Source organism: Psychrobacter sp. PSi21 (assembly GCF_054960615.1).
Window position 1 is genome coordinate 73,210 of record NZ_JBHNYR010000010.1, and the last position, 26,771, is coordinate 99,980.

The following is a 26,771-nucleotide window of genomic DNA, read 5'->3' on the forward strand; positions in this document are numbered from 1 at the left end:
GGTCATTTTTGTCATTTTGTCGCAAAAAACGACCGCTTATACCTCCCAACATACCGATAAACCTAAGCGTCAACCATTGTCGCAATACTGCCTACCGCCTATTTAGCTTTGCCATCCAAGCCGTCATAATGATCACATTGCAATTCACCTTATGACGGCGAGATGAATGATGCTTTTAGTAACTTTGTTGGATCACGATATCAACCTGTGGCGCGCGGGCATGTTGTTTATTGGCGGTATGTTGATGGGATTTGCAGTGGCCATCGCTTATTATTCGCGGCACTGGTTGCTATTGTCTTTGGTTGGTAGCGCGGGCTTTGTGCTCAGCTTGATTGTTATTCAGCAGCTACTAATCAGCTGGTTGGCACTGAGTCAGTGGCACAGCTATGTGGCGGCACTGGGTATCAGTTGGCTGCCCTTTGGCGGTTGGGTGCTGTATCGAGCGCTGCGTTATGAAGACTTGAGCCAAACGGTAGCCAAGCAGCGCGCCGCTGCAAACACGCACCTAATAGAACACACACCGATTTATGACGATTTTGAACCGCGTTTTGAATGAGCAGACGGTCTACAATACCCCTGCCTCATCATCAATAGTCCAATGTCAGCACGACTGAATACCCTGAACCAGATACCTAACCCAGAGTCAGCTCCTCGTTTTACTCAATACCCTATTGCGCAGCGTCTACGATCGCGGTAGCATGCCTGCTTATCACGTCTCACACGCTCTTATTACTGCTAAAGACTGTTACAAGATACTTAATAGGTTCTACGTAACTCCTAAAGAGTTGCGTTTGATGACTGTTTATACTAAATACAAATATAATTGTGGTAAAAATTCAGATACATTGATTTCTATTTTACTGCTCACTTTTAGGAGATTGACCATGTTTACCATTCCTGTTTTAGACATCAAATCTGACCCGCTTGACGTACTACTGGCCGTTATCGGCTACCGTTTGTCAATGCTGGCATCCAGTGACAATGAAGACGTCCAAGCCCTATTGACCGATCGTCAAGTCACCATTGAGCTTGCCAGCGAAGAGTCTGGCGTAGCGCGTTATTATCAATTTGATAATGGTGAATTTAGCCAGCACAGTGGTCACGCCGATGAGCCAACATTGACCATTAACTTTAAAGATTCGATGACGGGTGTTAAGCTGTTGACTCAAGGCAATGCAATGGGCTTTATGACTGCAGTGCAGGAAGGCAAACTGAGCATGGAAGGCGACTATAGCCTGATTATGTGGTTTAATAAATTGGCCAAACACGTGGTGCCGCCTGTACCAGAAGAGCTAAAACCTTATATCACTCGCGCCAAGCCTTATGCTTATAAAGCGCAGCAATTTACCAATCATTGGATTGGCGTTGCCAAGCACAAAATCGGTAAATAAAATGCAGTCTGCCGTGCTCCTTATCAGGGCGCACAGGTCTGCTTTTATGGCAAAGGTTGCGGTATACTAGGATACCGCAACTTTTTTTATGAGTGAGTATACCGTCAGCGCGGTACTTACTCGGTTGACTATCTTTCAGTTTTTTAAAAGGATTTGTATCATGGCAGGACTGCTTTCTATCACAGAACCTACCGCCAATACGAGCAACACCGAGCACCCTGATGCTGCCCCTGTCGTGCGCAGCCGTGAAGAGATTACGGCGCTGTTTGACCTGCCGCTTATGGATTTGCTATTGCAAGCGCAGACCATTCATCGTCAGCATTTTAATGCCAATGAAGTGCAAATCAGCACCTTGCTGTCTATCAAAACAGGCAACTGTCCTGAAGACTGCGGCTACTGCTCACAGTCAGGTCATCATCGCGACAAGACCAAACTACAGGCAGAAAAGCGCCTTGAGATTGATAAAGTCATCGCCGCAGCCAAACGCGCCAAAGCTACTGGATCATCGCGTTTTTGTATGGGAGCAGCGTGGAAACACCCAAGCGCCAAAGACATGCCCTATGTGGTCGAGCTGATTAAAGAAGTCAAAGATTTAGGCCTTGAGACTTGCATGACGCTAGGCATGCTCAGTCCAGATCAAGCTGAGCAGTTGTCTGACGCAGGGCTTGACTATTACAATCACAACCTAGACACCTCGCGCCGCTATTATGATGAAGTGGTCACCACGCGCAGCTACGATGATCGCTTAGACACCCTAGCCAACGTGCGCAATTCAGGTATCAATGTCTGTAGCGGTAACATCGTTGGTATGGGTGAGGGCCGCGACGACCGCATCGACTGGGTGCATGAGCTGCTCAAAATGCCAAAAGCGCCTGAGTCTATCCCTGTGAATCTGTTGGTACCCATCGCAGGCACACCGCTGGGTGACAAGGTGTTGGCAGAAGGTCAACTGTCAGTGCTTGAGTGGATTCGTACCATCGCTGTGACCCGTATTTGCTGCCCAAGCAGCTACGTGCGTCTGTCTGCAGGCCGTGAGAGCTTGTCTGATGCCGAGCAGTCTTTGGCCTTTATGGCAGGTGCCAATTCTTTCTTTTATGGTGATAAGCTACTCACTACAGGCAACGCCAGCCAGTCTAGTGACAATCGCCTGATGCGTGAGCTGGGTTTAACCCCGCAGTTTGCGGCCCCGCGTGCGCCCAAAGTATTGCCTGTCATCGATGCCATGAGTGGTCATCAGTCACAGATAATGGTGGCCGAATAAGCCTAATCAATACCGCTGGCACCCCAGCGGTATGTGCAGATATGCCACGCAAATCTGTTGATACAGACGCACTAGAGAACCTATTATGGCAGATTATTTTAACTGGATTAAGGCATGGCACATCATCTCAATGGTGTGCTGGTTTGCGGCCATTTTTTATTTGCCGCGCCTGTTTGTGTATCATGCAATGAGTGAGGATGCCATCAGCCAAGAGCGCTTTAGCATTATGGAGCGCAAACTGTATCGCGGTATTATGACACCCGCGATGATCGCCACGTGGGCGTTTGGGCTGTGGATGGTGTTTTTGGGCTGGGATGTGTACAAGACCCAAGGCTGGCTGCATGCCAAGCTGTTTTTGGTGGTCTTGCTGTCAGGCTATCATGGTGCTTGCGGCTACTATCGCAAAAAGCTGATCGACAATCCGCATTACAAAACGCACAAGTTTTGGCGCTGGTTTAACGAAGTACCTGTTTTTGCCTTAATTTTTATTGTGATTTTGGTGGTGGTCAAACCGTTTTAACACAGCATCGTTAATAACTGCTCTATAGACGCTCGCTACGCTATATAGTCGCCATGTCCATCGCCAAACGGCGGTGGACATTTTTTATGGGGCTTATTTTTATACCTATTTTACTGACAATGCGATTAGCCAACAGGACGCATGATCTGGTAAACATGGCTTAAGTCATAAACGCGGTAGCGCGCAGGCTCACGGCGGCTTTCGCCAGCATAGCTGAGTATCAGCGCTTGGTTGGCAGCTTGATCGACCCAGCCAACAAACAAGCCGCTGTGCTCGATATCGTTATAGCCATGATTGATATAGTACAGCCAATCACCTGCTTGTATCTCATTGCTGCTGGCATAAGGCCCTTCGCGGTAAGTGCCTTTATGGATGGTGTCTCGCGTCACCCCTGCCCGATTAAATACCGCATTGAGATAATCCCAGCAGCCGCCTTGGATGATCGTCCGTTCATTGAGCGCCATGGTGCGGGCGGTACTGATGACCTCACGTGCGGCGCGGGCACTTTGGGTTTCAGCACGGCTAAGTAGCGGCATATATTGGCTATCGACATTGTCGTAAGTGGCAGACAAAAACGCAGGCAACACCCCAAACGACTGGCGCGGCACGTCAGGATAACCACGGGTGTCTCTTGGATTTGAGGGGGTGACTGTCACTTTTTGCGAGGTATAACGATGATTGCTCGCTGGCTGGACATAGCTGGTCTGTTGCACATTACTGGTCGCAGCAGGCGTACGGGCGCGAGATATGGTCGAGCGGGTGCTGATACGAGCGCTGGGCACAGGAACCTCAGCAAGGGATGATTTTTGGGCGATTAAATCACTCATACTGTCGGCTTGTGCTTGGCTGATACCACTTAACGCCAGTAGTAAACCACCTGCCAGCAGAGACTGCTTGACTAATGATACGCTGGCGGTAGTGAGAGTAGCAACGGTAGTATCTGATGAACGGGCTGGTGACAGCTGCTTTTGAGCATTGACTGACAAACAGGGCATGACAAACTCCTTTTAGAACCATGACAATGGCAGCAAAACTTGCCATCACTGTGAGATTATCAGCCTTCATTTATAAACCATTTACCAGCCACTCTGCAAGCATTTATTGGCGACGAGCGGGGTTATTTAAAAGATAAAAGGTATCATAGGACAGATGAAAGGGAAGTCAATGAGCGGGAGAAATGAACGGTGAACAAAAAGACAGTAAGGGTTTACTAATCGATAATTAGGGGCAAAATAACGCCGCCACTCATGTCATCTGAGTGGCGGCGTCCTATAAACACTGCGTTAGTCTGTTGGCGTGTCTTGCATTTTAATATTCACATGGCGCTTGCCACACGCCTCACCTTTTAAAATGGCTTTGGTCGCTTGCGCTTCTTGGGCGCTATCAAAACCGCTAATGTGATACTTGCGCTGATTGTCCGCGCCGACGATTTGGACTTGTTCATCAAAGAGTGTGACCTGATCGCCGTCTGCCAGATGAATGTGTTCACGCTTGCCTTGACTGTCATGAACCAACTCGCCTGCCCGCACCCATAACACGCCGCCGCTGATATAGCCGCTGTGGTCTTTTTTTTGCTGCTGACGCTTGCGGTTAAATATAAAACAGCCAACAATCAGTAACGCCAGCGCGCCAATAGCAAAGCGCTCAGGCAATAAGCTCATGGCCATTGCTACGGCCACCGCGCCAATAAGCAGCGCCGAGCCGAACCAAAATAGCCCATTATCCCCTGCGGGTGGTTGTCCTTGTAGGGTGATTTTTGCGCCATCATCGGTCAGCTTGAGCATGCCTGATTACCTATTATTATGATCGGGTTAAAGCAACCACTATGGTTATGGGTCAGCTTACCAGCCCAGTGCCGTTTGTTGCATCTCAACCAACTCAGCGATGCCTTTTTCTGCCATTGCCAGCATGGCATCCGCTTGGGCACGGGTGAACGGCTTTTCTTCCGCCGTACCTTGTATTTCAATAAACTCGCCTTTTTGCGTCATAACCACGTTTAGGTCAGTATCACAGCTCGAGTCTTCTTCATAGTTTAAATCAAGGTACGCTTCGCCATCTTTCATACCAACAGACACCGCAGCGACCAAACCGATTAGTGGATCAGCCTTGAGCTTCTTGCTTTTTTGTACCGTCTCAAGCGCGTCAATCAAGGCCACTGCCGCACCTGTGATGCTGGCAGTACGCGTGCCGCCGTCTGCTTGCAATACGTCGCAATCAAGATAAATGGTGTTTTCGCCCAGCTTGCTCAAGTCAATCATCGCACGCAGGCTACGACCGATCAGACGCTGAATCTCTTGGGTGCGGCCTGATTGTTTGCCACGCGCCGCTTCACGCTGGTTGCGGGTGTTGGTTGCACGCGGTAGCATGCCATACTCGGCGGTGATCCAGCCTTTGCCTTTGCCTTTAAGCCAGCGCGGTACGCCTGACTCGACACTGGCGGTACACAATACCTTGGTGTCACCAAAGCTGACCAGTACGGAGCCTTCAGCATGCTTGGTGTAGTGGCGCTCAAAACTGATTGAACGAAGTTGGTCAAGCTCACGGTTATCAATACGCATAAAATCTTCCAGTACGGGTTATAAGAGCAATAAGAAAAAAGCGATCGGCAGGCAACCTTACTGGCTGCCCTGCGCTTTAGTAGTGTGGTCTGGGGTCAAGTACGCAGGCGCTGACCCAAATATCGAGACATCCTAACGTGACCGCTGCGCAATAGCAAGGCGAAGACGCCCTGCCCACTTGCGTAGCTTGCGATCAATCGATAGCCCATAGCGCTTATTCTAAGCCTTCCATCTTACGCAATTCTTTACGCAAGATTTTGCCTACGTTTGATTTGGGTAATTCGTCAACGAACTGCACATGGCGCGGACGCTTATAGCCAGTCAGTTGCTCTTTGCCAAAATCGAGCAATTCTTGCTCAGTGACCTTACCTTTTTTGACCACAAAAATCTTTGGCTCTTCGCCGCGCTCTTCACTGGGTACACCAATCGCGCCGCACTCTTTGACTGCAGGGTGTTCGCTCATTGCCTCTTCGATCTCATTGGGGTACACATTAAAGCCTGATACCAAGATCATGTCTTTTTTGCGATCAACAATTTTGATAAAGCCTTTTTCATCCATGATACCGATATCGCCCGTCTTTAAATAACCACTCTTCGTAAAGGAATCGCTGGTTTCTTTAGGGCGGTTTTGGTAGCCAATCATCACTTGCGGGCCTTTGACGCAGATTTCGCCGCGCTCACCTATGGCGACTTCTTTTTCGTCATCATCGGTCAGTATCACGTCTGTGCTTGAGGCAGGAATACCAATCTTGCCAGTAAACTCAGCGATGGTCATCGGGTTAAAGGCGACCACAGGTGAGGTCTCGGACAAACCATAACCTTCGACAATCGGCAAGCCGGTGATGTGATGCCACTCTTTGGCAACACTTGGCAATACAGACATGCCGCCGCCGATAGAGGCTTTTAGGTTAGAAAAGTCCAGATCGGCAAACGCGTCTTTGTTGACCAAACCATTAAACAAGGTATTGACTGCAGGGATAAAGGATGGCTTGTATTTGCCCATCTCTTTAATCAGGCCATCTAGGTCGCGCGGATTGGGAATCAACAAGCCTGCGTAACCTTGGTACATGCCATACATACCGCAGACCATAAAGGAGAACACATGATACAGCGGCAAGGCGGTTAAAATAACGTCATCAGCATTAACATCGTCTTCAAAGGCGCTGTTCATCAATGCATTGATCTGTAGCATATTGGCAATGAGGTTACCGTGTGAGAGCATCGCACCTTTGGCCACTCCTGTGGTGCCACCCGTATATTGCAGCAATGCCACATCGCTTAAGCTCAGCTCAGGACGCTTATACTGGCTGGCCGAGACGGCATTTAGTGCATGCTTGAAGCTGACACTATCAGGCAGGTTATAAGAGGGGATCATTTTTTTGATATGACGGGCAACCAAGTTGACCACCACACCTTTGACCGTACCCAGCATGTCACCCAATTTGCAAACGACCACCTGCTCAACATCGCCTTTGTCTTCAGCTTTTTGATAGGTTTTGGCAAAGTTTTCGACGATAAACAGTGTTTTTATACCGCTGTCATGCAACTGGTGCGACAACTCACGACTGGTATAAAGCGGATTAACATTGACCAAGACCATGCCAGCGCGAATGATACCCAGTGCAATGATGGGATACTGCAAAATATTGGGCATCATGATGCCGACTTTATCACCTTTGTTGAGCCCAAGAGACTGCAAATAACTGGCAATCTGACGGCTGTACAAGTCCAGCTGTTTAAAGCTGATGGATGCACCCATACAAATATAAGCCGTTTTGCGACCATAACGACTAAAGTTGCGCTCAAACACTTCGAGTAAGGAGGTATTGTCCGTGGGCATATTAATAGTGGCATCAATATTGTAGCGCTCATAGGCATCAAGCCAAGGGCGGTCGCTTGGAATCTCAGGCATGGTCGGCAATTGGCTCATTTCGGCAGTGTTGTTATTGGTATGGTCAGTCATGACTTGTCCTAAATAATGCAATGAAAGATATAGAATAATCTAATGAGGTGGCAAATATCATATTGGTTGGTGATTATTTGTGAACCACACCGCTGGTTGCACACTCGATTATTATGGTCAGTTGTCGTTGTCGCGGGGGCTGTTGATGCTATTATTATTGGGCTTTTTGCCCAAAAAGACGGTAAATAGGTGCTGGCACTATAGCAGTTTTGTCCGCTCAGTGCCACGCGCAGCCGCCACGCGCACCTATCCGTTTTGCGCGGCGTGACAGTGAGGATAAAGCAGCTTATAAGACGTATTAACGGTCAAAACATGCGGATAAAAAAAGCAAAGGCCACACGGATGCGACCTTACTGTTTATCACCTAGTTACTCAAAAACAGTGCTATGAAAATAGAATACGTTTAGCGATTATTTATTGCTCTTGGCTTCGAGATCGCGTAAGTCTTTACGCAAAATTTTACCGACGTTGGACTTGGGCAGCTCATCGATAAAGGCGACTTGGCGCGGACGCTTATAGCCTGTCAGATGCTCTTTACCATAGGCGATGACCTCTTCAGCAGTTAAGCTATCGTCTTGACGGACGACATAGATTTTTGGTACTTCGCCACTTTTTTCGTCTTCCACACCGATGACGCCGCATTCCACAATCATTGGATGACCTGCCATCACTTCTTCGACTTCATTGGGGTAAACGTTAAAGCCTGAGACCAAAATCATGTCTTTTTTGCGGTCAACGATGGTCACGTAGCCGTCTTCATCCATGATGCCAATATCGCCCGTGCGAAAAAAGCCGTCTTTGGTCATCACTTTTTCGGTCGCATCATCACGCTTCCAGTAGCCTTTCATTACCTGTGGCCCGCGTACGCTGATTTCGCCGCGCTCACCAAGGGTAACCTCGTTGCCTTCTTCATCCAAAATTGCAATGTCGGTACCTGGCATCGGTACACCAATGGTACCGCTAAAGCTGTCGCTATTGACAGGATTGGCAGTCGCCACGGGGGAGGTTTCGGACAACCCATAGCCTTGGACGATGATATTGCCTGTGATTTGACGCCATTTTTCTGCTGTCGGGCCAAGTACCGCCATGCCGCCGCCCATCGAGGTGCGCAGCTTGCTGTGATCCATGCCTTTAAAGGTTTCATTGTTGGCCAACGCATTAAACAAGGTGTTGACCGCGGGAAAAAATGCGGGTGGGTTTTCTTTATACGCCTTGATGAGGCTGTCAAGATCGCGCGGATTGGGCACAAGCAAACCAACACAGCCACGATATAAACCAAACATGCCGCATACGGTAAAAGAAAAAATATGATACAGCGGCAGCGCGGTCATGATGACAGGCTGCTCACCATTGTTATCGTACTCATCAAAAGCACTGCCCAAAAAGGTATCCGACTGAATCAGGTTGGCCACCAAGTTTTTGTGGGTCAGCATCGCGCCTTTGGCCACGCCTGTGGTGCCGCCTGTATATTGTAGAACAGCAATATCCTGCAAACCAATATCGGTGGGACGCTTGTATTTGCCAATGGTCACCTCATCGATGGCTGTTTTAAAACGTACGCTTTTGGCAATATGATACTTAGGCACCATCTTTTTAATATGGCGCACGACGGTATTGACCATAAAGCCCTTAAGCGTCCCCATCAAATCGCCCATACCTGTGATGACCACATGATCGACCACATTGCGGCCAATATCTTGGTAGGTTTTGGCGAAGTTTTCGACGATAAATAAGGCTTTGGCCTCAGAGTCGGTCAACTGGTGCTCAAGCTCTTTGGTGGTATATAGCGGGTTGACGTTGACCAAGGTCAAGCCTGCACGCAGTACCCCGATAACGGTGACGGGCAGCTGCAAGATGTTGGGCATCATGACCGCCACCTTGTCGCCTTTGACCAGCCCTAACCCCTGCAAATAAGCGGCCACAAGTCTGCTATAGAGGTCAACCTCCTGAAAGGTTAAAGACGAGCCCATGCACACAAACGCCGTTTTTTCGTTGTGTTTGGCAAAGCTTTGCTCAAAAATATCAATGAGTGAAGTGTTGTCATCTGGCAGGGTGATGTCATAATCCATGCCCAGCGCTTCGTAGGTTTTTAACCATACCTTGTCATCGTGACGAACCATATTGTTTTGATTGTCCATAATCTCACTACTCCCAGTAAATGTGTAACATATACAGTAAATTTCCTTTATTCTTTAACATACACATTTTGCCAAGACTACTCAATGTAAAAGAGTAGCACTCAGGTCTCCAAAGACGCTTGACGACCTATTTTATCAAAAAAATCAGTCAGTTAAGTGACTGTTACAAAAGGTTGTTACCCCTTATATCAGCGTATATATGACGCTATCACGATTGTATTTTCTACCGCTTATCACGACTGATTCCGATTTATCATCGCTGAGTATTTTTTACTGATCCGCTTTAACTGACAGCCGTCAAAGAGGCGATAGGTAGCCCCCATATTCAGTCGTTATGCGAGGGTTGTAGCGCCTCGGCAAGCTCAGTCAGTTGCACAAAGCCGCGGCGCAAACCGTTGGGATCAGAGACGGTATTGTGGCTGAGGCTTTGGCGAGCCAGCTGGCTGCTATCACGATATTGCCAGTCGTTGATATAATCGCTTTGCTGCAAGCGTTGACCAAACCCTGCAACCGCAACGGCAAACTGGGTATCAGGGTGGGCGTTTTGTAGCGATGTGGATTGGCCTGCGCTGATAGGCACATCGATCAGCTTTGAGGGTTGGTCTGGCGTTGTTTTATAGCGGATTTTTAAAAACCCAAGCTCGTCTGCCTTGGTATGTTTTGGATCGGCAGCAGTCTGATTGTCCGCATAACGGCGCGGTGCAAATGTACCTTGCTGACCTGTGGGCGTGATTTCAAACAGCGCCACCACCGCCTTGCCAGCACCAAGCTCGCCTGCATCGACTTTATCGTTAGTAAAATCAGCCTCAGCCAGCACGCGGTTTTCATAACCGATCAACCGCCACTCCTCCACCTGAGCGGGGTTAAACTCGATTTGGATTTTGACATCGCTGGCAACGGTGTTAAAGGTGGCGGCCAATTCATCGCCAAAGACCTTTTTGGCTTCTGTTAGGCTGTCAATATAGCTGTAATTGCCATTACCATTGTCCGCCATTTGCTCCATCATATGATCGTTGAGATTGCCGCGCCCAAAGCCAATGGTCGATAACGAGACGCCGCGATCACGATTGTTTTTGACCAGCTCCAGCATGTCATCCACATCACGAATGCCAACATTAAAGTCGCCATCAGTGAGCATCAAAATACGGTTGATGTCGCCTTCTTTAAAGGCACTGCTCGCTTGTGCATAGGCCAGCTTGAGCGCGCCCTCACCGTTGGTACTGCCACCAGCGCCTAGCGCTTCAATAGCCGCTTGAATACGAGCGCGGTCGCTGCCTTTTGTCGCAGGCAGTGCCACCTGAGTATTTCCTGAATAGGTGACTATACTGATGCTGTCCTCAGCGCGCAGTTGTTTGGCTAACAGGCTCAGTGATGATTTGGCCAGCGGCAGCTTGTCTTGTGATGCCATAGAGCCCGACACGTCAACTAAGAACACCAAGTTAGCAGGCGGCAGCTGGCGATTTGCTGATGCTCCTTGCTCCAGCGCTTTGATACCCACTTTTAAGATCTGATTTTTCTGCTCTGTTTTGTCCCATGGTGATTCGACCACTTCGGTCTCCACACTGAAGGGTGCACCGCGCAGACGGCGGCTGTTAGAAAAATCATAGGGGAAATAGTTGATCATCTCCTCAATCCGTACCGCAGCAACAGGTGGCAGCTGGCCTTCGTTTAGATAGCGGCGTACGTTGGCATAGCTGCCCGTATCAGTATCAATGGATAAGGTCGCCACCGGCATCTCTGCGGTACGGTGGACAGGATTGGCCTCTGTTTTTTGGTAGTTGTCGCGTGCCGTAACCTGCGGCACAACTGGAGATGGCATGGATCCCGACAACATCATCATGGCTTGGGGGCTACTGCGGCGGTACATCCTACTGTGACTTTTCTTTGGTATCCGCATGGCTTCTGATGCCACGACTGGCGTAGACGTTCCATTCATTGAGGCCGCATGATCAGCGCTCGATTGATCCACAGCAGTCGTGCTACAGGCGGCGAGTGCCAGACTCAACGTACTCAATAAAAACATGCAGCAAACGGCTGATGGCTTGCGTGAAAACGTATCGCACGGTGATGGCATAAGGCAATATCCTCGTTGATAAACAGTTGGTAAATAGATGGCAATAGCAGCCAGTATCAATTGACTGTACAAAAGTATATTAAATCATAAAAAAACGGCCTGCACTATATCCAACTGTAAGCGTCAAAGCCCCCATACCCTGCCACATAAGCACGTCATCGCTTGTCGTCTATTCTGGCCAGCACCTTTTTAATTGCCGCGATTTGCTTTACGATAGCGGTATTATATTGCGGCGCAACCAAACAGCACCAAGACAACGGCATCCGGACAGTAGCGGCTTGCCATACCTGTCTTGTGAGCCATGGCACACGCTATATAGCCGTCTTGCCATGAGGCCGTGCTACTGCGCCGCACCATCTGATTTGATTCTTATAAGCGAAACTTATTTTATGTCCGATGTTATTGATAACACGATTGCGCCCGCCGTATCGGGCGAGCCTATGGATACTCGCTCTGTGGCGGAATTTACCGAGCAGGCGTATCTGAACTATGCCATGTACGTCATCATGGATCGCGCTCTGCCGCATATCGCCGATGGTCTAAAGCCCGTACAGCGGCGCATCATTTATGCCATGAGTGAGCTTGGATTAAAAGCCTCTGCCAAACCCAAAAAGTCCGCGCGTACGGTTGGTGATGTGCTGGGTAAATACCACCCTCATGGCGACAGTGCTTGTTATGAAGCAATGGTACTGATGGCGCAGCCGTTCAGCTATCGTTACCCACTCATCACAGGTCAAGGTAACTGGGGCAGTCCCGATGATCCAAAATCCTTTGCCGCCATGCGCTACACCGAAGCCAAGATGTCAGCCTACGCCAATACCTTGCTCACCGAACTTGGACAAGGTACGGTCGATTGGCAAGACAATTTCGATGGCTCGCTACAAGAGCCCATTACCTTGCCTGCACGCATGCCCAATATTTTATTGAACGGCACCACAGGTATTGCCGTGGGTATGGCAACTGATATCCCGCCGCACAACCTCAATGAAGTGGTACGCGCCGCCATTCGCTTGCTTAAAAATCCTGACTTGTCAATCAAACAACTGACCCAGTCGATTCCAGCACCCGATTTGCCAACAGCCGCTGAAATCATCACCAGTAAAAAAGACCTGCAAGCCATCTATGAACGTGGCCGTGGCAGCTACAAAATGCGCGCCACTTACCATATTGACCGCCAAGAAAAAAATCTGGTCATCATCGATGCGCTGCCTTACCAAGTCTCAGGCAACAAAATCCAAGAGCAAATCGCGCGCTTGATGCGTGATAAAAAACTGCCATGGGTGACAGACATTCATGATGAGTCTGATCACGAAAACGCATGCCGCATCGTGCTTGAGCTGCGCTCAACGCGGGTCGATGTCGCACGAGTGATGAGCCATTTGTTTGCCAGTACCGACCTTGAGAGCAATTACCGCGTCAACATGAATATGATTGGTCTAAACGGCAAGCCGCAAGTCAAAAACCTCAAAGATATCTTAGAAGAATGGCTCATCTGTCGCCGCGGCGTGGTTACCCGCCGTATTCAGCATCGCCTCGATAAGATTGATAAGCGCCTGCATATCTTGGCAGGACTACTCGTTGCCTACCTCAATATTGACGAGGTGATTCGCATCATTCGTGAAGAGGATGAGCCAAAAGCCGCGCTGATGCGAGACTATGGATTGTCGGACATTCAAGCCAGTGCTATTTTAGATATCCGCTTACGTCAGCTGGCAAAACTTGAAGAAATCGCCCTCAAAAGTGAGCAAAACGCCTTAGCAGCAGAGCGCGCCACCTTACAAGACTATCTGGACAATCCAGACAGTCTGACGGGGCTGATCATTGACGAGCTGACGGAAGATATGAAAGCCAATGGTGACAACCGCATGTCACCACTCATGGAGCGCGACGAAGCCCAAGCCTTAAAAGAGTCTGACTTGGTACCCAGCGAGCCCATCACTGCTGTACTATCAAAAGCTGGCTGGATACGCGCCGCCAAAGGTCACGAAGTCGATGCCACAGGCATGAGTTACCGCTCAGGCGACAGCTACCAAGCGCACGTACGCGGTAAGTCCAATGAAAAAATTTATATCCTCGACAGTACAGGACGCAGCTATAGCATCGACGCGCACAGCCTTGCCTCCGCGCGCGGTCAAGGCGACCCGCTGACCAGTGTGTTAAAGCCACCTACAGGCGCAAGCTTTGAGCAGCTATTAGCAGGAGATAACACACAGCAGATTTTGCTTGCCAGTAGCGCAGGCTATGGGTTTATCAATACCTTGGGCACTCTAGACACCAACCAAAAAGCAGGCAAAAAAATCATCACCATCGATGATGACAGTCAGCTGCTACCAGTCGTACCAATCGCCCTACCCACCTCGGCAGATGACGCGGCGCAGCGGACACCCGACCACATTGCCGTGGTGACTAATGCAGGCTATCTACTCATGTTTCCACTTGATGATTTGCCTGAACAGGCTCGTGGTAAGGGAAATAAAATGATCGCGCTCAAGGACAATGAAGCTATCATCGCCATGACAGTGCTCAATCAGCAAGACAGCCTGGTCATCACGGCAGGCAAACGTCATGTGACCCTAAAGCCGATCGATTTGGCCAACTATACCAGCAAACGGGGCAATCGCGGCGCACAGTTGCCAAGAGGTTTTCAAAATGTGACTCGTCTTGATATTGGGTAGCGCTACTGATTTTTTGCCATGATGTGCGGCAACCGTGTCTACCCTGTTACCGCACATCCGTCAGATGGTTTTTTTCAGAGGGTTAACCCTGCTGATTGATCGCTAATGAAATAACAACCCTCATATTCGATCACGATGGTTTGCCATTAATATATATCGTTAAATAACTTGAGTCTTTACTATGAATATACAAGATATCGCTTCTGGACAAAAAATTGTTATTTATGCCATTGTCGCCAATTTTTTGGTGAGCGTATCACAACGCAGCACCCCTGAGCTCGGTGTTACTCTTGTTATACTGTCGCTACTGGTCAGCGCAGCAGCGGTTTACGGTGCTTATCGTCTTTGTACAGGGCTCGATTATTCGATCGGTATCAAAGCTTTAGTCATCATACTTTTATTTATTCCGTTCATAAGCTTAATTACGCTCATTTTTTTAAGCATAAAAGGGACAAAAGTATTGCGTCAAGCGGGCTATGAGGTCGGTTTCTTTGGGGTAAAATAAGACTGGCGATACATACTGGCTGGATTTGCCTTCCCTTCATATATAAGATGTCTACTAAGGTGTGCCATTGACCTGCCGTGTAGATACCATTTAGGTATCGCGGCCATCAGTTAATGGCATTAGGCAAGCGCTCAAGCCATTGCTTGGCAAGCGCTTAGTTACAAAAAATTAAAATCAAATGATATTGTCCACTTCTGCATCGTGCTCATCAAAGACTGCTTTTATAAAGTCGGTGATCTGATTATTTTTCATTAAATAAGGGTTATAGTCGTGGCCTGCCGAAAAGCTTCTGAGCGCATAGTCTTCATCTTCAAGACTTGAGGTCAGATGCTTGACCAAAAAGCCATTCCATCGACGCGCCTCTATTTCTTTTACCTTGACGACATTAGGGAAAATCTTCAAGTGTTCCTCAACGATCTTAGTTAATGCCTCATTGACAGCGGGTCTGGATCCTTGAATATTTTGGACAAAATAACCTTCGCTAATCACAAGTGCTGAAACCAAGCCACTTTCTTCAAAATATCGGCGCCAGTGTTCAAGCGCACGGGTCAACTCCAGCCCTGGCTTCAGTTCGACATTTTTGCCGATATACGTCAGGCTAATCAAGATATGTTCACCATTTCTTTTTCGCATTTTCGAGGTATCTTTAGCATTAATGGTCATAATAAGTCCATTTGATAATAAATAATTTCATTTAAGATACTATTTAATTCTAACTCTAATCAATAGTATTTTTAGGTTTCTTAATAATTAAATTCTGTCTTCAAACGATAGGCACTCAAAACGTCTCTACGCTTTCATTCAAACCCAAAATAGGTATCACCAAATCCTCTTCATCACTTAAGTGCTGCAAGAGCAACTCACTGGTATCTATTAACACTTGATGCAGCTGCTTGGCAAGGTCTGCATCCTGGGTTTGACTGCTCGCCAGCTGTTCATTCAACGCCTGCAGGTCATTTAACCGCGCATCCAAGCGCACATGATCATCATCTAATATCTCAAATCCTGACTGTAGCTGCGGATATCTATCGATAAAATGCGGGAAATAACCTTGATCTTCGATATTGTGGTGCTGATGCAACTTAAAGATATACTGGTGGATAAGTGGCATGATCTGAGTACGGTACACTGTCCATGTCAAATCGCCTGTCTGATACATGGTACTGACATCATAAAGTCGCTGCTGATGTTGGCGAATATCGGCATGGATATTCAGCCAAAATGAGGTTTTATAACGATATGCTCCGCTTTGCCACTGCTTAGGCGGCAGTTGTTGGTACAAAAACAGCTGATCTGCATCCAGCCTGCTTTCAGGGTGGCGCGCTGATACGTTTACCACCTCATCGCCCAGCCGTGCGTTATTATCTATGTCTTGAATTTGCTCAGTCACTATATATCATATCCTTTTTGATCAGTTACGCGGCTATAATTTGTATAGATAAAATTAAGAACAGCCGCGACGTACCTCATCTATATAGCACTAAAACTTAGAAAAACAACGGTAATATCAATAAAAATTTACATTAACTGGTTGATATAAAAAGAAATTAGAAACAAGTTGGCTCGTTACACAATCTCGTCAAAAAGTCTATCAATCGGCATAGACGAATCGGTAGGATAAAGTGAAAGCTGAGTATAAAATATGCCTATCTATACCAAACACCCAAGTGCCATACCATACACCCAAATGATTGCTGATACTCAAGTAGCACACATAAGGGATACGACAACTAAGGAAGCCTATGTCTACCTACGACACGGTAACGCAACTGCCCATACCAGAAATAGCCACACCAAAGATTATCTTTTTTGACATTGACGATACTTTGAGTCGCGGTGGTATTATCGCCACCCACAACCAAGCGACACTAGAAGCATTGGCCAAAACAGACATCAAGCTGGTGATTTCAACAGGTCGTTCTAAAGCGATACTACCTGATGACATTTTGGCACTGCTCGACAACCATATTTTGGATGCCATCATTTGTATGAATGGACAATACAGCTTTGATCGTGATCAGGTGATCAGCCACTACCCGTTGTCTGATGAGCAGGTAAATACCATCGCGACTCTCTGCCAAAAAAGCCAATTAATCTATAAGTTTGACTCAGCCACCCATATTGCTTGGTCAGGTGAAAATGATCTTTTGCGAGAATTTAATGCACGTACGCCAAATTCAATCGTCGATCCCGTCTATTACCAAACGACCCCTGTATATCAGTGTTCGGTATTTTTTAATAATCAACAAGATAAGATGCAAGAGATTGACTTTACCCAATATGGTCTAAAACTGGTGCATTGGCATCAAATTGGTGCCGATATCTTGCCCATCAATGCCTCTAAAGCGCGCGGTATAAAAGACGTATGCGCGCACTACAGCATTGATGTCAGCGATTGTATGGCATTTGGTGATGGTATGAATGACTTAGAAATGTTTGATTTGGTGGGTTTTGCAGTGGCAATGGGCGATGCCAAACCTGAGCTCAAGGCGCGTGCAGATATAATCACAGGCACGATTGAGGCGTATGGCATTCAGTCTGTGCTTGAGCCTCTGTATATCGATGCCATTACCAGTCACCGCTGATGGGCAAACCAAGTCGCCCATCAAATATCCATTGGTTAATTCCCCTTTAAATTCAGGGTCATCATAACCATAATAGTAACGTTAAACGCAACAAACTGTTATGATTCGCCATTTTTATCTGCTTGCCTTGCTTAGGAGCGCTATTTTGCCACGTTTATCCGTATCTCACCCATCCCCAAGCTTTTCGACTCGTGTATTGCCTAAAGCTGTCTTATGTGCGGCCATCGGCATGGCACTTGCCAGCTGTAGTAACAATGACAACGCCGCCGCTGACGGTGCACCCAGCAGTGACGTGACGCTCAACCTATACAACTGGTCTGAATACATGCCGCAGGAAATTTTGGACGGTTTTGAGGCCGAGACAGGTATTAGCGTCAATTACACCACCTTTGACTCTAATGAAGCCATGTACGCCAAGCTCAAGCTGCTTGACGACTCTAGCCAATATGATCTGGCCGTACCTTCTACCTATTATGTTGAAAAAATGGCCGATGAGGGCTTATTGCAAGAGCTGGATAAATCCAAACTGAGCAACTTTAGCAACCTTGATACCTCATTTACCAATACCAAGGTCGATCCAGAAAACAAATACTCGATTCCTTATATGTGGGGCAGCACAGGTCTGGCGATCAATGGCGACGCTGTCGATCCTGCCTCTGTTAACAGCTGGAATGATCTGTGGCAGCCTGAATATAAAGGTCAGGTGATGCTGATGAATGATGTGCGTGAAGTGTTTGGCATGGCACTGATGACGCTGGGCTACTCAGGTAACAGCAAAAACCCTGACGAAATCAAAGCCGCTTACGATAAGTTGACCACTTTAATGCCAAACGTTAAAACCTTCAATTCAGACGCTGCACGTATGCCGTACATTGAAGGCGAAACCAACGTCGGTATGATTTGGAATGGCGAAGCGGTGATGGCTAAGGATGAAGGCCTCACCAACCTTGAGTACAAATACCCAAGCGAGGGCGCTATCTTGTGGATGGACAACTTTGTCATCCCCAAAAATGCCAAGCATGTCGATGCCGCGCATCAGTTTATTGACTACTTGCTGCGCCCTGAAAATGCCAAAATTGTCAGTGAAGAAATTGGCTATGCGTCACCCAATCAAGCTGCACGCGAACTGATGCCAGATGCGGTCAAAAACAACCCGACCATTTATCCTGATAAAGCCACGCTTGCCAAAGCTGAATTCCAAGAAGATGTGGGTGATGAAGCGCTGCAAATTTATCAGCAATACTGGGATAAGCTCAAAGCCAACTAATCAGTACACTGGCTGGTATTATGAAGCGCTTGTTACGGTGATTAGCCAAGCCAGTCCGAGCCAGTCACTGACACCTCAATCAAAGGTGGCGACCGCGTTGCACTACACATGTAAATCTGTCTCGCCACCTTTTTCTTGGATGCGTCGCTGCTCACGGCGCTGATAGCCAAGTCCTGAGGCGGCATACCACTGCGGCTTGGTGGCTTGTAGTAAGTCACTTAAGTATTGCAACTGGCTTTGCAGCTTTTGAGTCAACCAAAAGTACCCTTGCCACTCAAAGCTAAGATGATTGACGCTGGGATATTCTGACACCGCAATACGGGTGATGGGGCGAAACACCTGATCGCTGGGGCTACGCAGTACCGCAGCCATATGCCGCATTGCTTGGGTCAACTCATGCTGATAATGCATCAGCAGGACGTGATTGTCGTCGTCAATGTCAATGTTGGCCAGACGCGGTGCAGCGTTGAGCAGCAAATCAATCGTACCGATGATATTGCGGTGAGTGCGCTGTATGGTCTCAAGCGTCTCTTTTTTGATACGCGCTTCACTGGCTGTGGCTGCAATATGCGGACGTACCGCCAGCAGCCGCTTATTGATTTGTTTTAGCTCTGCGATCAGCGCTTTATTCACCGGAATGTCATTGTCAATAAAGGCCTGCGGTACATTGCTTTTTTTAGGTACATGCGCTACGGGTTCATTGTCAATATGATCACCCACGCCTGAATATAAGTTGCCACAGGCTTCCAAATTGCTTGCCAGCAAAAAGCGCCACATCAGCGTCGATTTGAGCGGCAGTATCAACGTTACCGCAACCGACACTCCTGTACCGATCAATATATTGAGCGCGCGGTATATCCCATCCTGACTGACATTGACCTGATTAGTGTTGGACACGATCATCAGCATAGTGATGCCTGTGAGCAAGCCAATATAGCCCAATTGTCTCACGGCAGTATAACCGATTACCGCACTGGCAACACCGATTAGCACATAATACAGCCATGACCAACCGCCCAAGCCTTGAGTCAGCCACAAAATCGCCAAGGCAACGATAATCCCAAGCAGCGTGCCCAGCACCCGCTCTTTGGCTTTGGTATAAATCGCCCCTTGATATTGCAGCAGACCTAAGATAATAAAGACTGTGATGGTGGTCCATTCGCCATGCGGAAAATGAGTGAGTTTGTTTAACAATAGTGCCAATACCACCGCCACGCCCAAACGTATGGCGTGCAGTATGTCAGCATACTGGTAGCGGGCATAGGATTCGACAAATAAGGCGGCAAAGCGTTGCCAAATAGACGTTGTCACGCAGTCATACCCTGTATCAATAAGTAACGGTCGCGGTAAGTAATACAATGCCAGCAGCATCCATCATCACGCGCAGTCCAAAAAAATAACGCCTTAACCCGCTTTGAGGGAAAAGGCGTTAATAATGTGGCTATGATAACGGATAATACCAAAAAATGTGAGCGCTTGATAAAAGATTATCAAGCACACAATTCATCTCTAAACATCCAAAAAGTCTAAGATACCTTCAGCCGCTTGGCGACCTTCCCAGATGGCCGTAACCACCAAGTCAGAGCCGCGTACCATATCCCCGCCAGCAAACACTTTTGGATTTTTGGTCTGAAACTTAAAGGTCTGTTCCTCTGGTGCCAATACACGGCCAGTGCTGTCCATCTCAATTTGCTGACTGTCAAACCAGTCAGCAGGACTCGGACGGAAACCAAAAGCCATAATAACGGCATCACAGTCGATGATTTCTTCTGAATTTTCAATCGGCTCAGGACGGCGGCGGCCGCGGTTATCGGGCGCACCCAGCTGAGTGGTGACCACTTTGACTGCACTGACCTTACCATTTAAACCAATGATCTCGGTTGGCTGACGATTGAATAAGAACTCAACGCCCTCCTCTCGCGCATTGACCACTTCGCGGCGCGAGCCGGGCATGTTTTCTTCATCACGGCGATAAGCACAAACCACCTGCTCCGCACCTTGGCGAATACTGGTGCGGTTACAGTCCATCGCGGTATCACCGCCGCCAAGCACCACTACTTTTTTGCCTTTAAAATCAATATAGTCGTCTGGGTTTTTCTCCCAGTCATTACAGCGATTAACATTGGCAATCAAAAAATCAAGCGCATCATAGACACCATCAAGTGCCTCACCAGCAAAACCGCCGCGCATATAGGTATAAGTACCCATACCCATGAACACCGCATCATACTCTTCAATCAAGGTATCCATGCTGACATCAGTGCCAATTTCGGTCTCTAACTGAAACTCAATGCCCATGCCTTCAAACACCTCACGGCGGTTACGCATAACATCTTTTTCCATTTTAAACTCAGGAATACCAAAGGTAAGCAAGCCACCAATTTCTGGGCGCTTGTCAAAGACCACTGGTTTGACACCATTTCTAACCAAGATATCGGCGCAGCCCAGACCAGCAGGGCCAGCCCCAATAATAGCGACCTTTTTGTCCGTGGGGATCACATCAGACATATCTGGACGCCAGCCTAGTGCAAAGGCGGTGTCATTGATGTACTTTTCAACATTACCAATGGTCACTGCACCAAAGCCGTCGTTCAAGGTACACGCACCCTCACACAAGCGATCCTGCGGACAAACACGACCACAGACTTCAGGTAAGGTGTTGGTACGATGACACAGCTCAGCCGCTTGAAAAATCTGGCCTTCAGTCGCCAGCTTCAACCAGTTAGGAATGTAGTTGTGTACGGGGCATTTCCATTCGCAGTAAGGGTTGCCACATTCAAGGCAGCGATGCGCTTGCTGCGCCACGCTTTCACTCTCAAACGGGGTATAAATTTCTACAAATTCGGTTGAGCGGGTAACCACATCTTTTTTGATTGGCTCTGAACGAGGGACGTCTAAAAACTGGAAACTGTTTTGTAAGCGTTTTGCCATAATAAAACTCTCTTTGGTAGTGGGCGCAAACAACCATAAGGATAAGACTGGACGTAAAAAATGATTGCTGGTCATCATTCACTGATGTGCGTCGGCCATCTCAGCTGGATGGCTGTCATCACCATCTGACGATAACGATGACACGTTCACTTTAGCACCTGATAATGATGGCTCAATGACACCAATAAGCGGTGATAATCATTGAAGCGCTGCTAATGACAGTGATGGTCGTACTGTCTGAATCATGCGCTTAATGGTATTTTACTGACGCTATCTTAATCGTATGGTGTTACTGACCTGCTTGCAATATAAAGGGGCAGCGTTGAAACAAAGTATGATCCTCGTTGTGACACACTGCCAATATCTATGACGGGGATAAAGCATCATCATTGGGATGACGCCTTATCGCGGTCATTACTGAGGATCGGCCATGGTGGTTTTGAGTAGTGAGGCAATATTTGCCGCTTTTGGTTTCACCAGATAAAATTTGCGCACATAATGCTCAAAGTCTGCCAGTATGGTACGACCCCACGCGCTGCCCGTCTTATCCACATGATTTTCGATCACTTGATGCAAGTGGATACGATAAGCCTCGGTCTGCTCACTTGAGATGCGGTTAAGGTCAATCAGTTCATGGTTGCAGCGATCAAAGAAATCGCCCTCCATATCCAGTACATAGGCAAAACCGCCCGTCATACCCGCACCAAAATTCAGTCCGGTACGGCCAAGTACGGTGATGACGCCGCCTGTCATATACTCACAGCAATGGTCGCCTGTACCTTCAACAACGGCATGTGCGCCTGAGTTACGCACCCCAAAGCGCTCACCTGCTGTACCTGCCGCGTATAGCTTGCCGCCTGTAGCACCATACAGACAGGTGTTACCGATAATGGCGGTATTTTGAGTGATAAAGCTTGAATCCTGCGGCGGATAAATCACAATCTCGCCACCAGCCATGCCCTTACCTACATAGTCATTGGCATCGCCTTCAAGCTCAAGATGAAGCCCACCCGCATTCCAAACGCCAAGGCTTTGTCCTGCCGTACCGGTCAAATGTACTTTGATCGGTTTGTCACTCATACCCACATTGCCCCACAAGCGTGCAATCTCACCTGAAATACGCGCGCCGATAGAACGGTCACAGTTGCCCACATGATAACTATAGTCACCGCCGACCCCTTGGCGGATGCTTGGTAACATGTCATTGACCATTTGCTCAGCCAGCAAGCCTTTATCAAATGGCTCATTACGCGGTACTTGGCAGGTTTGCGGCGCACCAGCACTGGCAGGATGGCTGTATAACAGCGGCGATAAGTCTAAATGACGCTGCTTGTCAGTCGTGCCTTCTAACACTTCAAGCAAATCAGTACGGCCAACCAGCTCTTCCATGCTGCGTACGCCCAGCGCGGCAAGCCATTCACGAGTCTCCGTTGCCACAAATTTAAAGAAGTTGATCAGCATTTCTGCTTCGCCAATGAAATGCTCGTCGCGCAGCGCGGCTTTTTGCGTGGCCACACCTGTGGGGCAGTTGTTTAAATGACAAATACGTAAGTACTTACAACCAACCGCGATCATCGGCGTGGTACCAAAACCGAAGCTTTCTGCACCCAAAATAGCGGCTTTGACCACATCAAGACCCGTTTTCAAACCACCATCAGTCTGGATACGTACTTTGTCGCGCAAGCCATTGACCCGTAGCGACTGGTGCGCTTCAGCAAGACCCAATTCCCACGGCGAGCCAGCATGATGGATAGAAGACAGTGGTGATGCAGCTGTACCGCCATCGTAGCCTGAGATGGTAATCAAATCAGCATAGGCTTTGGCAACCCCAGTCGCAATGGTACCCACACCCGGACGTGATACCAACTTAACCGATACCAAGGCATCAGGGTTGACTTGTTTTAAATCAAAAATCAGCTGCGCCAAGTCCTCAATAGAATAAATATCATGGTGCGGCGGCGGTGAAATCAATGTGACGCCCGGAACTGAATAGCGTAGACGGGCAATCAGGGCGTTAACCTTACCCCCTGGTAACTGACCGCCTTCACCCGGTTTTGCCCCCTGTGCGACTTTGATCTGCATCACTTCAGCTGAGCGCAGATAAGCAGGCGTTACCCCAAAACGGCCAGAGGCCACTTGCTTGATTTTAGAGTTGCGCAGTGTGCCGTAGCGTACTGGATCTTCCCCGCCCTCACCTGAGTTTGAGCGGCCGCCAATAGTATTCATGGCGATAGCAATAGACTCATGCGCTTCAGGTGAGAGTGCACCCAACGACATGCCCGCAGAGTCAAAGCGTGCTAGGATTTCACTGACGTCTTCCACATCATCAACATCGATGGGATTGTCAGTCTTAACCTGCAACAAATCACGCAAGGTAGCGACAGGACGACTGTTGACCAAGTCGGCATACTGGCGATAGTTTTCATAATCTCCTGTACGCACAGCGCTATGTAGGCTGTTGATCACATCAGGGTTAAAGGCATGATATTCTTTATTAAACACAAATTTGAGCAAGCCGCCTTGTTCTAGTGGGGCGCGGCGTTTAAAGGCATTGGCTGCCAACTGTGCTTGGTCAGCGGCGAGATCTTCAAAGGTTGCGCCCTTGATACGGCTTTGCACCCCTTTAAAGCACAAATTCACTACAGGCTCTGACAAACCCACCGCTTCAAACAGCTGCGCACCGCGGTAAGACACCACTGTCGAGATGCCCATTTTAGATAAGATTTTTAGTAACCCTTTGTCCAAGCCCTTGCGGAAATTAACACGCGCTTGAATCGGATCACCAAGCAGCTCACCTGTCGCTACCAAGTCATCGATAACGTCATAAGCCAAATAAGGATAAATACACGTCGCACCAAAGCCGATCAGTACTGCCACTTGGTGTGAGTCGCGCACCAGACCTGTTTCAATAATCAGGTTGGCATCAGTACGGATACCTTGAGCAATCAGGTAATGGTGCACTGCACCTGTAACCATGATGGCATTAGCAGGGACTTTATCCGCGCTGATGTCTTTATCAGACAATACGATCAACGCATTACCATCACGTATCGCCTGCTCAACTTGCTCACAAATCCCTTGGATGGCACTGGCCAAGTCTTGCTCGCGATCATAGTTCAGATCAACACGTGCCAAACGAAAGGCAGGATCATCTAGGGTTTCAATTTGATGCATTTTGCTGGCTGATAGCACTGGCGAGGATAAAATCAAGCGATGCGCGTCACGAGCTGATGGCGCAAAGACGTTGGTTTCCGCACCAAGGCAAGTTTGTAGTGACATGACGATTGACTCCCGCAATGGGTCAATCGGTGGGTTGGTCACCTGTGCAAACTGTTGGCGGAAAAAATCACCGACGTGGCGAATTTGCTGTGACAGCACTGCCATTGGCGTATCATCACCCATTGAGCCAACCGGTTCTTGGCCATTTTCAGCATTGGGACGAATGATTTCTGTACGCTCTTCATTGGTGATGTTATACATCTTTTGTAGCGATTTTAAAGTATCGCTGCGGTAGGCCTGCGCCGCCAAAGTTTCCTCTAAGCGCTCATCATCACGAATACGTACAGCCTCTTCACGCAGCCACTTGCGATAAGGGTGGGCTTTTTTAAGTAAGGTGGCGATGGCCTTGGTATCCATGATTTGACCAGTCATGGTATCGATCACCAGCATCTGCCCTGGCCCAACGCGACCTTTTGCCAATACGTCTTTTGCGGCATAATCCCAAACGCCCACTTCTGAGGCAACCGTGATATAACCATTTTTGGTAGTCACCCAGCGCGAAGGACGCAAACCATTGCGATCTAGCATACAAACCGCATAGCGGCCATCTTGGATCACCAGACCTGCAGGGCCGTCCCACGCTTCCATATGCTGCGAATAAAACTCATGAAAAGCGCGCAGATCCATATCCATGTTTTCAACGTTCTGCCATGCAGGCGGCACTAAGATCGACATTGCATGGAACAAACTCATGCCGCCAGACATCAATACTTCTAGCATATTATCAAGGCTGGACGAATCCGAACCTGTTCTGTTAACCAGTGGGCGCAGCTCATTTAAATTCGGCAGCTTTGGTGACTTAAGCTTTGGTGTACGTGCTTCAGACCAGTTGCGGTTGCCTGTGATGGTGTTCAGCTCACCGTTGTGCGCCAGATAGCGAAACGGCTGTGCTAAAGGCCAGCGCGGTAGCGTATTGGTTGAAAAACGCTGATGGAAAACCACAATATGCGATGCCAAGCGCTCATCTTGCAAGTCTAAGAAAAAAGCAGGCAGATCTGATGGCATGACCAGACCTTTATAAATAATGGTTTGGCAGTTGAGCGAGCACACATAAAACAATTCATCATCAATCAGGCGCTGCTCTGCTTTTTTGCGCGCTACAAACAGTTTGCGGTTAAAATCATCTGCCGACAGCGCTTCTGACGCATTCACAAAGATTTGCTTAAAGTCAGGCAATGTTTCGCGGCCAATATCGCCGACAATGCTCAAGTCCAATGGCACATCACGCCAGCCTGCAACGCTCAGTCCTTGCGCCGCCACTTCTTCTGCCAGCACTTGCTGACTGTGTGCAGCCTTGCCACTATCGGTGTTAACAAACACCATGCCCACCGCAAAGTTACTGTCAACCTCAAACCCGAGTTCTTGACCAATCGTAGTAAAAAACGTCGTCGGCATCGCCAGCAGCAAACCACAGCCGTCACCTGTTTTGCCATCAGCGGCGACGCCGCCGCGATGGGTCATACAGCTCAAACTATGAATGGCCGTTTGTACCAAATCGTGGCTGGCAGCACCCTCGATATGGGCAATCAAACCAAAACCGCAGTTATCAGAAAAGTCATCTGGCGTTGCAAGATGCGCGTGGGGGGAGATCATTGACATGGCTTGTCCTTATAAATAGGCGGGC

At 48.3% G+C, this 26,771-nt stretch carries 19 protein-coding genes; 8 read left to right on the plus strand and 11 right to left on the minus strand.

From position 1 onward, the window contains the following. Nucleotides 1-166 precede the first annotated feature (166 nt). The 4 genes from ACFI32_RS08640 to hemJ all read left to right on the plus strand — a co-directional run bounded on the left by ACFI32_RS08640 (nucleotide 167) and on the right by hemJ (nucleotide 3,172). On the plus strand, nucleotides 167-556 hold the full coding sequence (locus ACFI32_RS08640; protein WP_462626130.1) for an AciT family ciprofloxacin tolerance protein: 390 nt from the start codon (nucleotides 167-169) through the stop codon (nucleotides 554-556). Between the two features lie 328 nt (nucleotides 557-884). Continuing rightward, nucleotides 885-1,391, plus strand: coding sequence for a hypothetical protein (locus ACFI32_RS08645; protein WP_462626131.1), 507 nt, complete (start codon nucleotides 885-887; stop codon nucleotides 1,389-1,391). Nucleotides 1,392-1,551: 160 nt separating this feature from the next. Next, on the plus strand, nucleotides 1,552-2,652 hold the full coding sequence (gene bioB / locus ACFI32_RS08650) for a biotin synthase BioB (protein WP_462626132.1): 1,101 nt from the start codon (nucleotides 1,552-1,554) through the stop codon (nucleotides 2,650-2,652). 85 nt (nucleotides 2,653-2,737) lie between these two features. Continuing rightward, entirely contained in the window at nucleotides 2,738-3,172 is a 435-nt protein-coding gene (gene hemJ / locus ACFI32_RS08655; RefSeq protein WP_462626133.1) for a protoporphyrinogen oxidase HemJ, read from the plus strand. A gap of 125 nt (nucleotides 3,173-3,297) precedes the next feature. Here the strand turns inward: hemJ and ACFI32_RS08660 are convergent, their stop codons facing one another. The 6 genes from ACFI32_RS08660 to ACFI32_RS08685 all read right to left on the minus strand — a co-directional run bounded on the left by ACFI32_RS08660 (nucleotide 3,298) and on the right by ACFI32_RS08685 (nucleotide 11,905). Continuing rightward, on the minus strand, nucleotides 3,298-4,167 hold the full coding sequence (locus ACFI32_RS08660; protein ID WP_462626134.1) for a hypothetical protein: 870 nt from the start codon (nucleotides 4,165-4,167) through the stop codon (nucleotides 3,298-3,300). Nucleotides 4,168-4,455: 288 nt separating this feature from the next. Further along, a complete protein-coding gene (locus ACFI32_RS08665; RefSeq protein ID WP_462626135.1) occupies nucleotides 4,456-4,956 on the minus strand; it encodes a hypothetical protein in 501 nt (166 codons plus the stop codon). 57 nt (nucleotides 4,957-5,013) lie between these two features. Then, nucleotides 5,014-5,730: a ribonuclease PH gene (gene rph, locus ACFI32_RS08670; RefSeq protein WP_462626136.1), complete on the minus strand. Its 717-nt coding sequence runs from the start codon at nucleotides 5,728-5,730 to the stop codon at nucleotides 5,014-5,016. 214 nt (nucleotides 5,731-5,944) lie between these two features. After that, entirely contained in the window at nucleotides 5,945-7,660 is a 1,716-nt protein-coding gene (locus ACFI32_RS08675; protein WP_462626172.1) for an AMP-binding protein, read from the minus strand. A gap of 443 nt (nucleotides 7,661-8,103) precedes the next feature. Beyond that, nucleotides 8,104-9,831 carry an AMP-binding protein gene (locus ACFI32_RS08680; RefSeq protein ID WP_462626137.1) on the minus strand — a complete coding sequence of 576 codons (1,728 nt, stop codon included), beginning with the start codon at nucleotides 9,829-9,831 and terminating at the stop codon, nucleotides 8,104-8,106. 325 nt (nucleotides 9,832-10,156) lie between these two features. Continuing rightward, complete coding sequence (locus ACFI32_RS08685; protein ID WP_462626138.1) at nucleotides 10,157-11,905, minus strand: vWA domain-containing protein; 1,749 nt, start codon at nucleotides 11,903-11,905, stop codon at nucleotides 10,157-10,159. A 389-nt stretch (nucleotides 11,906-12,294) separates the two neighbouring features. Here ACFI32_RS08685 and parC point away from each other — a divergent pair, with 389 nt between their 5' ends. Together parC and ACFI32_RS08695 are read left to right on the plus strand one after the other, a co-directional pair. Then, the gene (gene parC, locus ACFI32_RS08690) at nucleotides 12,295-14,580 is read left to right on the plus strand and encodes a DNA topoisomerase IV subunit A (RefSeq protein ID WP_462626139.1); all 2,286 of its coding nucleotides are present in this window, start codon (nucleotides 12,295-12,297) and stop codon (nucleotides 14,578-14,580) included. A gap of 181 nt (nucleotides 14,581-14,761) precedes the next feature. Continuing rightward, entirely contained in the window at nucleotides 14,762-15,085 is a 324-nt protein-coding gene (locus ACFI32_RS08695) for a hypothetical protein (protein WP_462626140.1), read from the plus strand. Between the two features lie 174 nt (nucleotides 15,086-15,259). Here the strand turns inward: ACFI32_RS08695 and ACFI32_RS08700 are convergent, their stop codons facing one another. Both ACFI32_RS08700 and ACFI32_RS08705 read right to left on the minus strand, forming a co-directional pair. Further along, nucleotides 15,260-15,748 carry a BLUF domain-containing protein gene (locus tag ACFI32_RS08700; protein WP_462626141.1) on the minus strand — a complete coding sequence of 163 codons (489 nt, stop codon included), beginning with the start codon at nucleotides 15,746-15,748 and terminating at the stop codon, nucleotides 15,260-15,262. A 115-nt stretch (nucleotides 15,749-15,863) separates the two neighbouring features. Continuing rightward, nucleotides 15,864-16,475, minus strand: coding sequence for a hemerythrin domain-containing protein (locus ACFI32_RS08705; protein WP_462626143.1), 612 nt, complete (start codon nucleotides 16,473-16,475; stop codon nucleotides 15,864-15,866). Nucleotides 16,476-16,827: 352 nt separating this feature from the next. Between ACFI32_RS08705 and ACFI32_RS08710 the strand changes: the two genes are divergently transcribed. Continuing rightward, complete coding sequence (locus ACFI32_RS08710; protein WP_462626145.1) at nucleotides 16,828-17,670, plus strand: Cof-type HAD-IIB family hydrolase; 843 nt, start codon at nucleotides 16,828-16,830, stop codon at nucleotides 17,668-17,670. A 145-nt stretch (nucleotides 17,671-17,815) separates the two neighbouring features. Continuing rightward, on the plus strand, nucleotides 17,816-18,937 hold the full coding sequence (locus tag ACFI32_RS08715; RefSeq protein WP_462626146.1) for an ABC transporter substrate-binding protein: 1,122 nt from the start codon (nucleotides 17,816-17,818) through the stop codon (nucleotides 18,935-18,937). Nucleotides 18,938-19,039: 102 nt separating this feature from the next. Here the strand turns inward: ACFI32_RS08715 and ACFI32_RS08720 are convergent, their stop codons facing one another. From ACFI32_RS08720 to gltB, 3 genes are all read right to left on the minus strand, one after another. Further along, the gene (locus tag ACFI32_RS08720; protein ID WP_462626147.1) at nucleotides 19,040-20,248 is read right to left on the minus strand and encodes an FUSC family protein; all 1,209 of its coding nucleotides are present in this window, start codon (nucleotides 20,246-20,248) and stop codon (nucleotides 19,040-19,042) included. Nucleotides 20,249-20,446: 198 nt separating this feature from the next. After that, the gene (locus ACFI32_RS08725) at nucleotides 20,447-21,868 is read right to left on the minus strand and encodes an FAD-dependent oxidoreductase (protein ID WP_462626148.1); all 1,422 of its coding nucleotides are present in this window, start codon (nucleotides 21,866-21,868) and stop codon (nucleotides 20,447-20,449) included. A gap of 414 nt (nucleotides 21,869-22,282) precedes the next feature. After that, nucleotides 22,283-26,746: a glutamate synthase large subunit gene (gene gltB, locus ACFI32_RS08730; RefSeq protein WP_462626149.1), complete on the minus strand. Its 4,464-nt coding sequence runs from the start codon at nucleotides 26,744-26,746 to the stop codon at nucleotides 22,283-22,285. Nucleotides 26,747-26,771 lie beyond the last annotated feature (25 nt).

What these genes read in the sequence shown, in the direction of transcription:
- ACFI32_RS08640 (WP_462626130.1), top strand. Translation starts at nt 167, where the DNA reads ATGATGCTTTTAGTAACTTTGTTGGATCACGATATCAACCTGTGGCGC.
- ACFI32_RS08645 (WP_462626131.1), top strand. Translation starts at nt 885, where the DNA reads ATGTTTACCATTCCTGTTTTAGACATCAAATCTGACCCGCTTGACGTA.
- bioB (WP_462626132.1), top strand. Translation starts at nt 1,552, where the DNA reads ATGGCAGGACTGCTTTCTATCACAGAACCTACCGCCAATACGAGCAAC.
- hemJ (WP_462626133.1), top strand. Translation starts at nt 2,738, where the DNA reads ATGGCAGATTATTTTAACTGGATTAAGGCATGGCACATCATCTCAATG.
- ACFI32_RS08660 (WP_462626134.1), bottom strand. Translation starts at nt 4,167, where the DNA reads ATGCCCTGTTTGTCAGTCAATGCTCAAAAGCAGCTGTCACCAGCCCGT.
- ACFI32_RS08665 (WP_462626135.1), bottom strand. Translation starts at nt 4,956, where the DNA reads ATGCTCAAGCTGACCGATGATGGCGCAAAAATCACCCTACAAGGACAA.
- rph (WP_462626136.1), bottom strand. Translation starts at nt 5,730, where the DNA reads ATGCGTATTGATAACCGTGAGCTTGACCAACTTCGTTCAATCAGTTTT.
- ACFI32_RS08675 (WP_462626172.1), bottom strand. Translation starts at nt 7,660, where the DNA reads ATGAGCCAATTGCCGACCATGCCTGAGATTCCAAGCGACCGCCCTTGG.
- ACFI32_RS08680 (WP_462626137.1), bottom strand. Translation starts at nt 9,831, where the DNA reads ATGGACAATCAAAACAATATGGTTCGTCACGATGACAAGGTATGGTTA.
- ACFI32_RS08685 (WP_462626138.1), bottom strand. Translation starts at nt 11,905, where the DNA reads ATGCCATCACCGTGCGATACGTTTTCACGCAAGCCATCAGCCGTTTGC.
- parC (WP_462626139.1), top strand. Translation starts at nt 12,295, where the DNA reads ATGTCCGATGTTATTGATAACACGATTGCGCCCGCCGTATCGGGCGAG.
- ACFI32_RS08695 (WP_462626140.1), top strand. Translation starts at nt 14,762, where the DNA reads ATGAATATACAAGATATCGCTTCTGGACAAAAAATTGTTATTTATGCC.
- ACFI32_RS08700 (WP_462626141.1), bottom strand. Translation starts at nt 15,748, where the DNA reads ATGACCATTAATGCTAAAGATACCTCGAAAATGCGAAAAAGAAATGGT.
- ACFI32_RS08710 (WP_462626145.1), top strand. Translation starts at nt 16,828, where the DNA reads ATGTCTACCTACGACACGGTAACGCAACTGCCCATACCAGAAATAGCC.
- ACFI32_RS08725 (WP_462626148.1), bottom strand. Translation starts at nt 21,868, where the DNA reads ATGGCAAAACGCTTACAAAACAGTTTCCAGTTTTTAGACGTCCCTCGT.
- gltB (WP_462626149.1), bottom strand. Translation starts at nt 26,746, where the DNA reads ATGTCAATGATCTCCCCCCACGCGCATCTTGCAACGCCAGATGACTTT.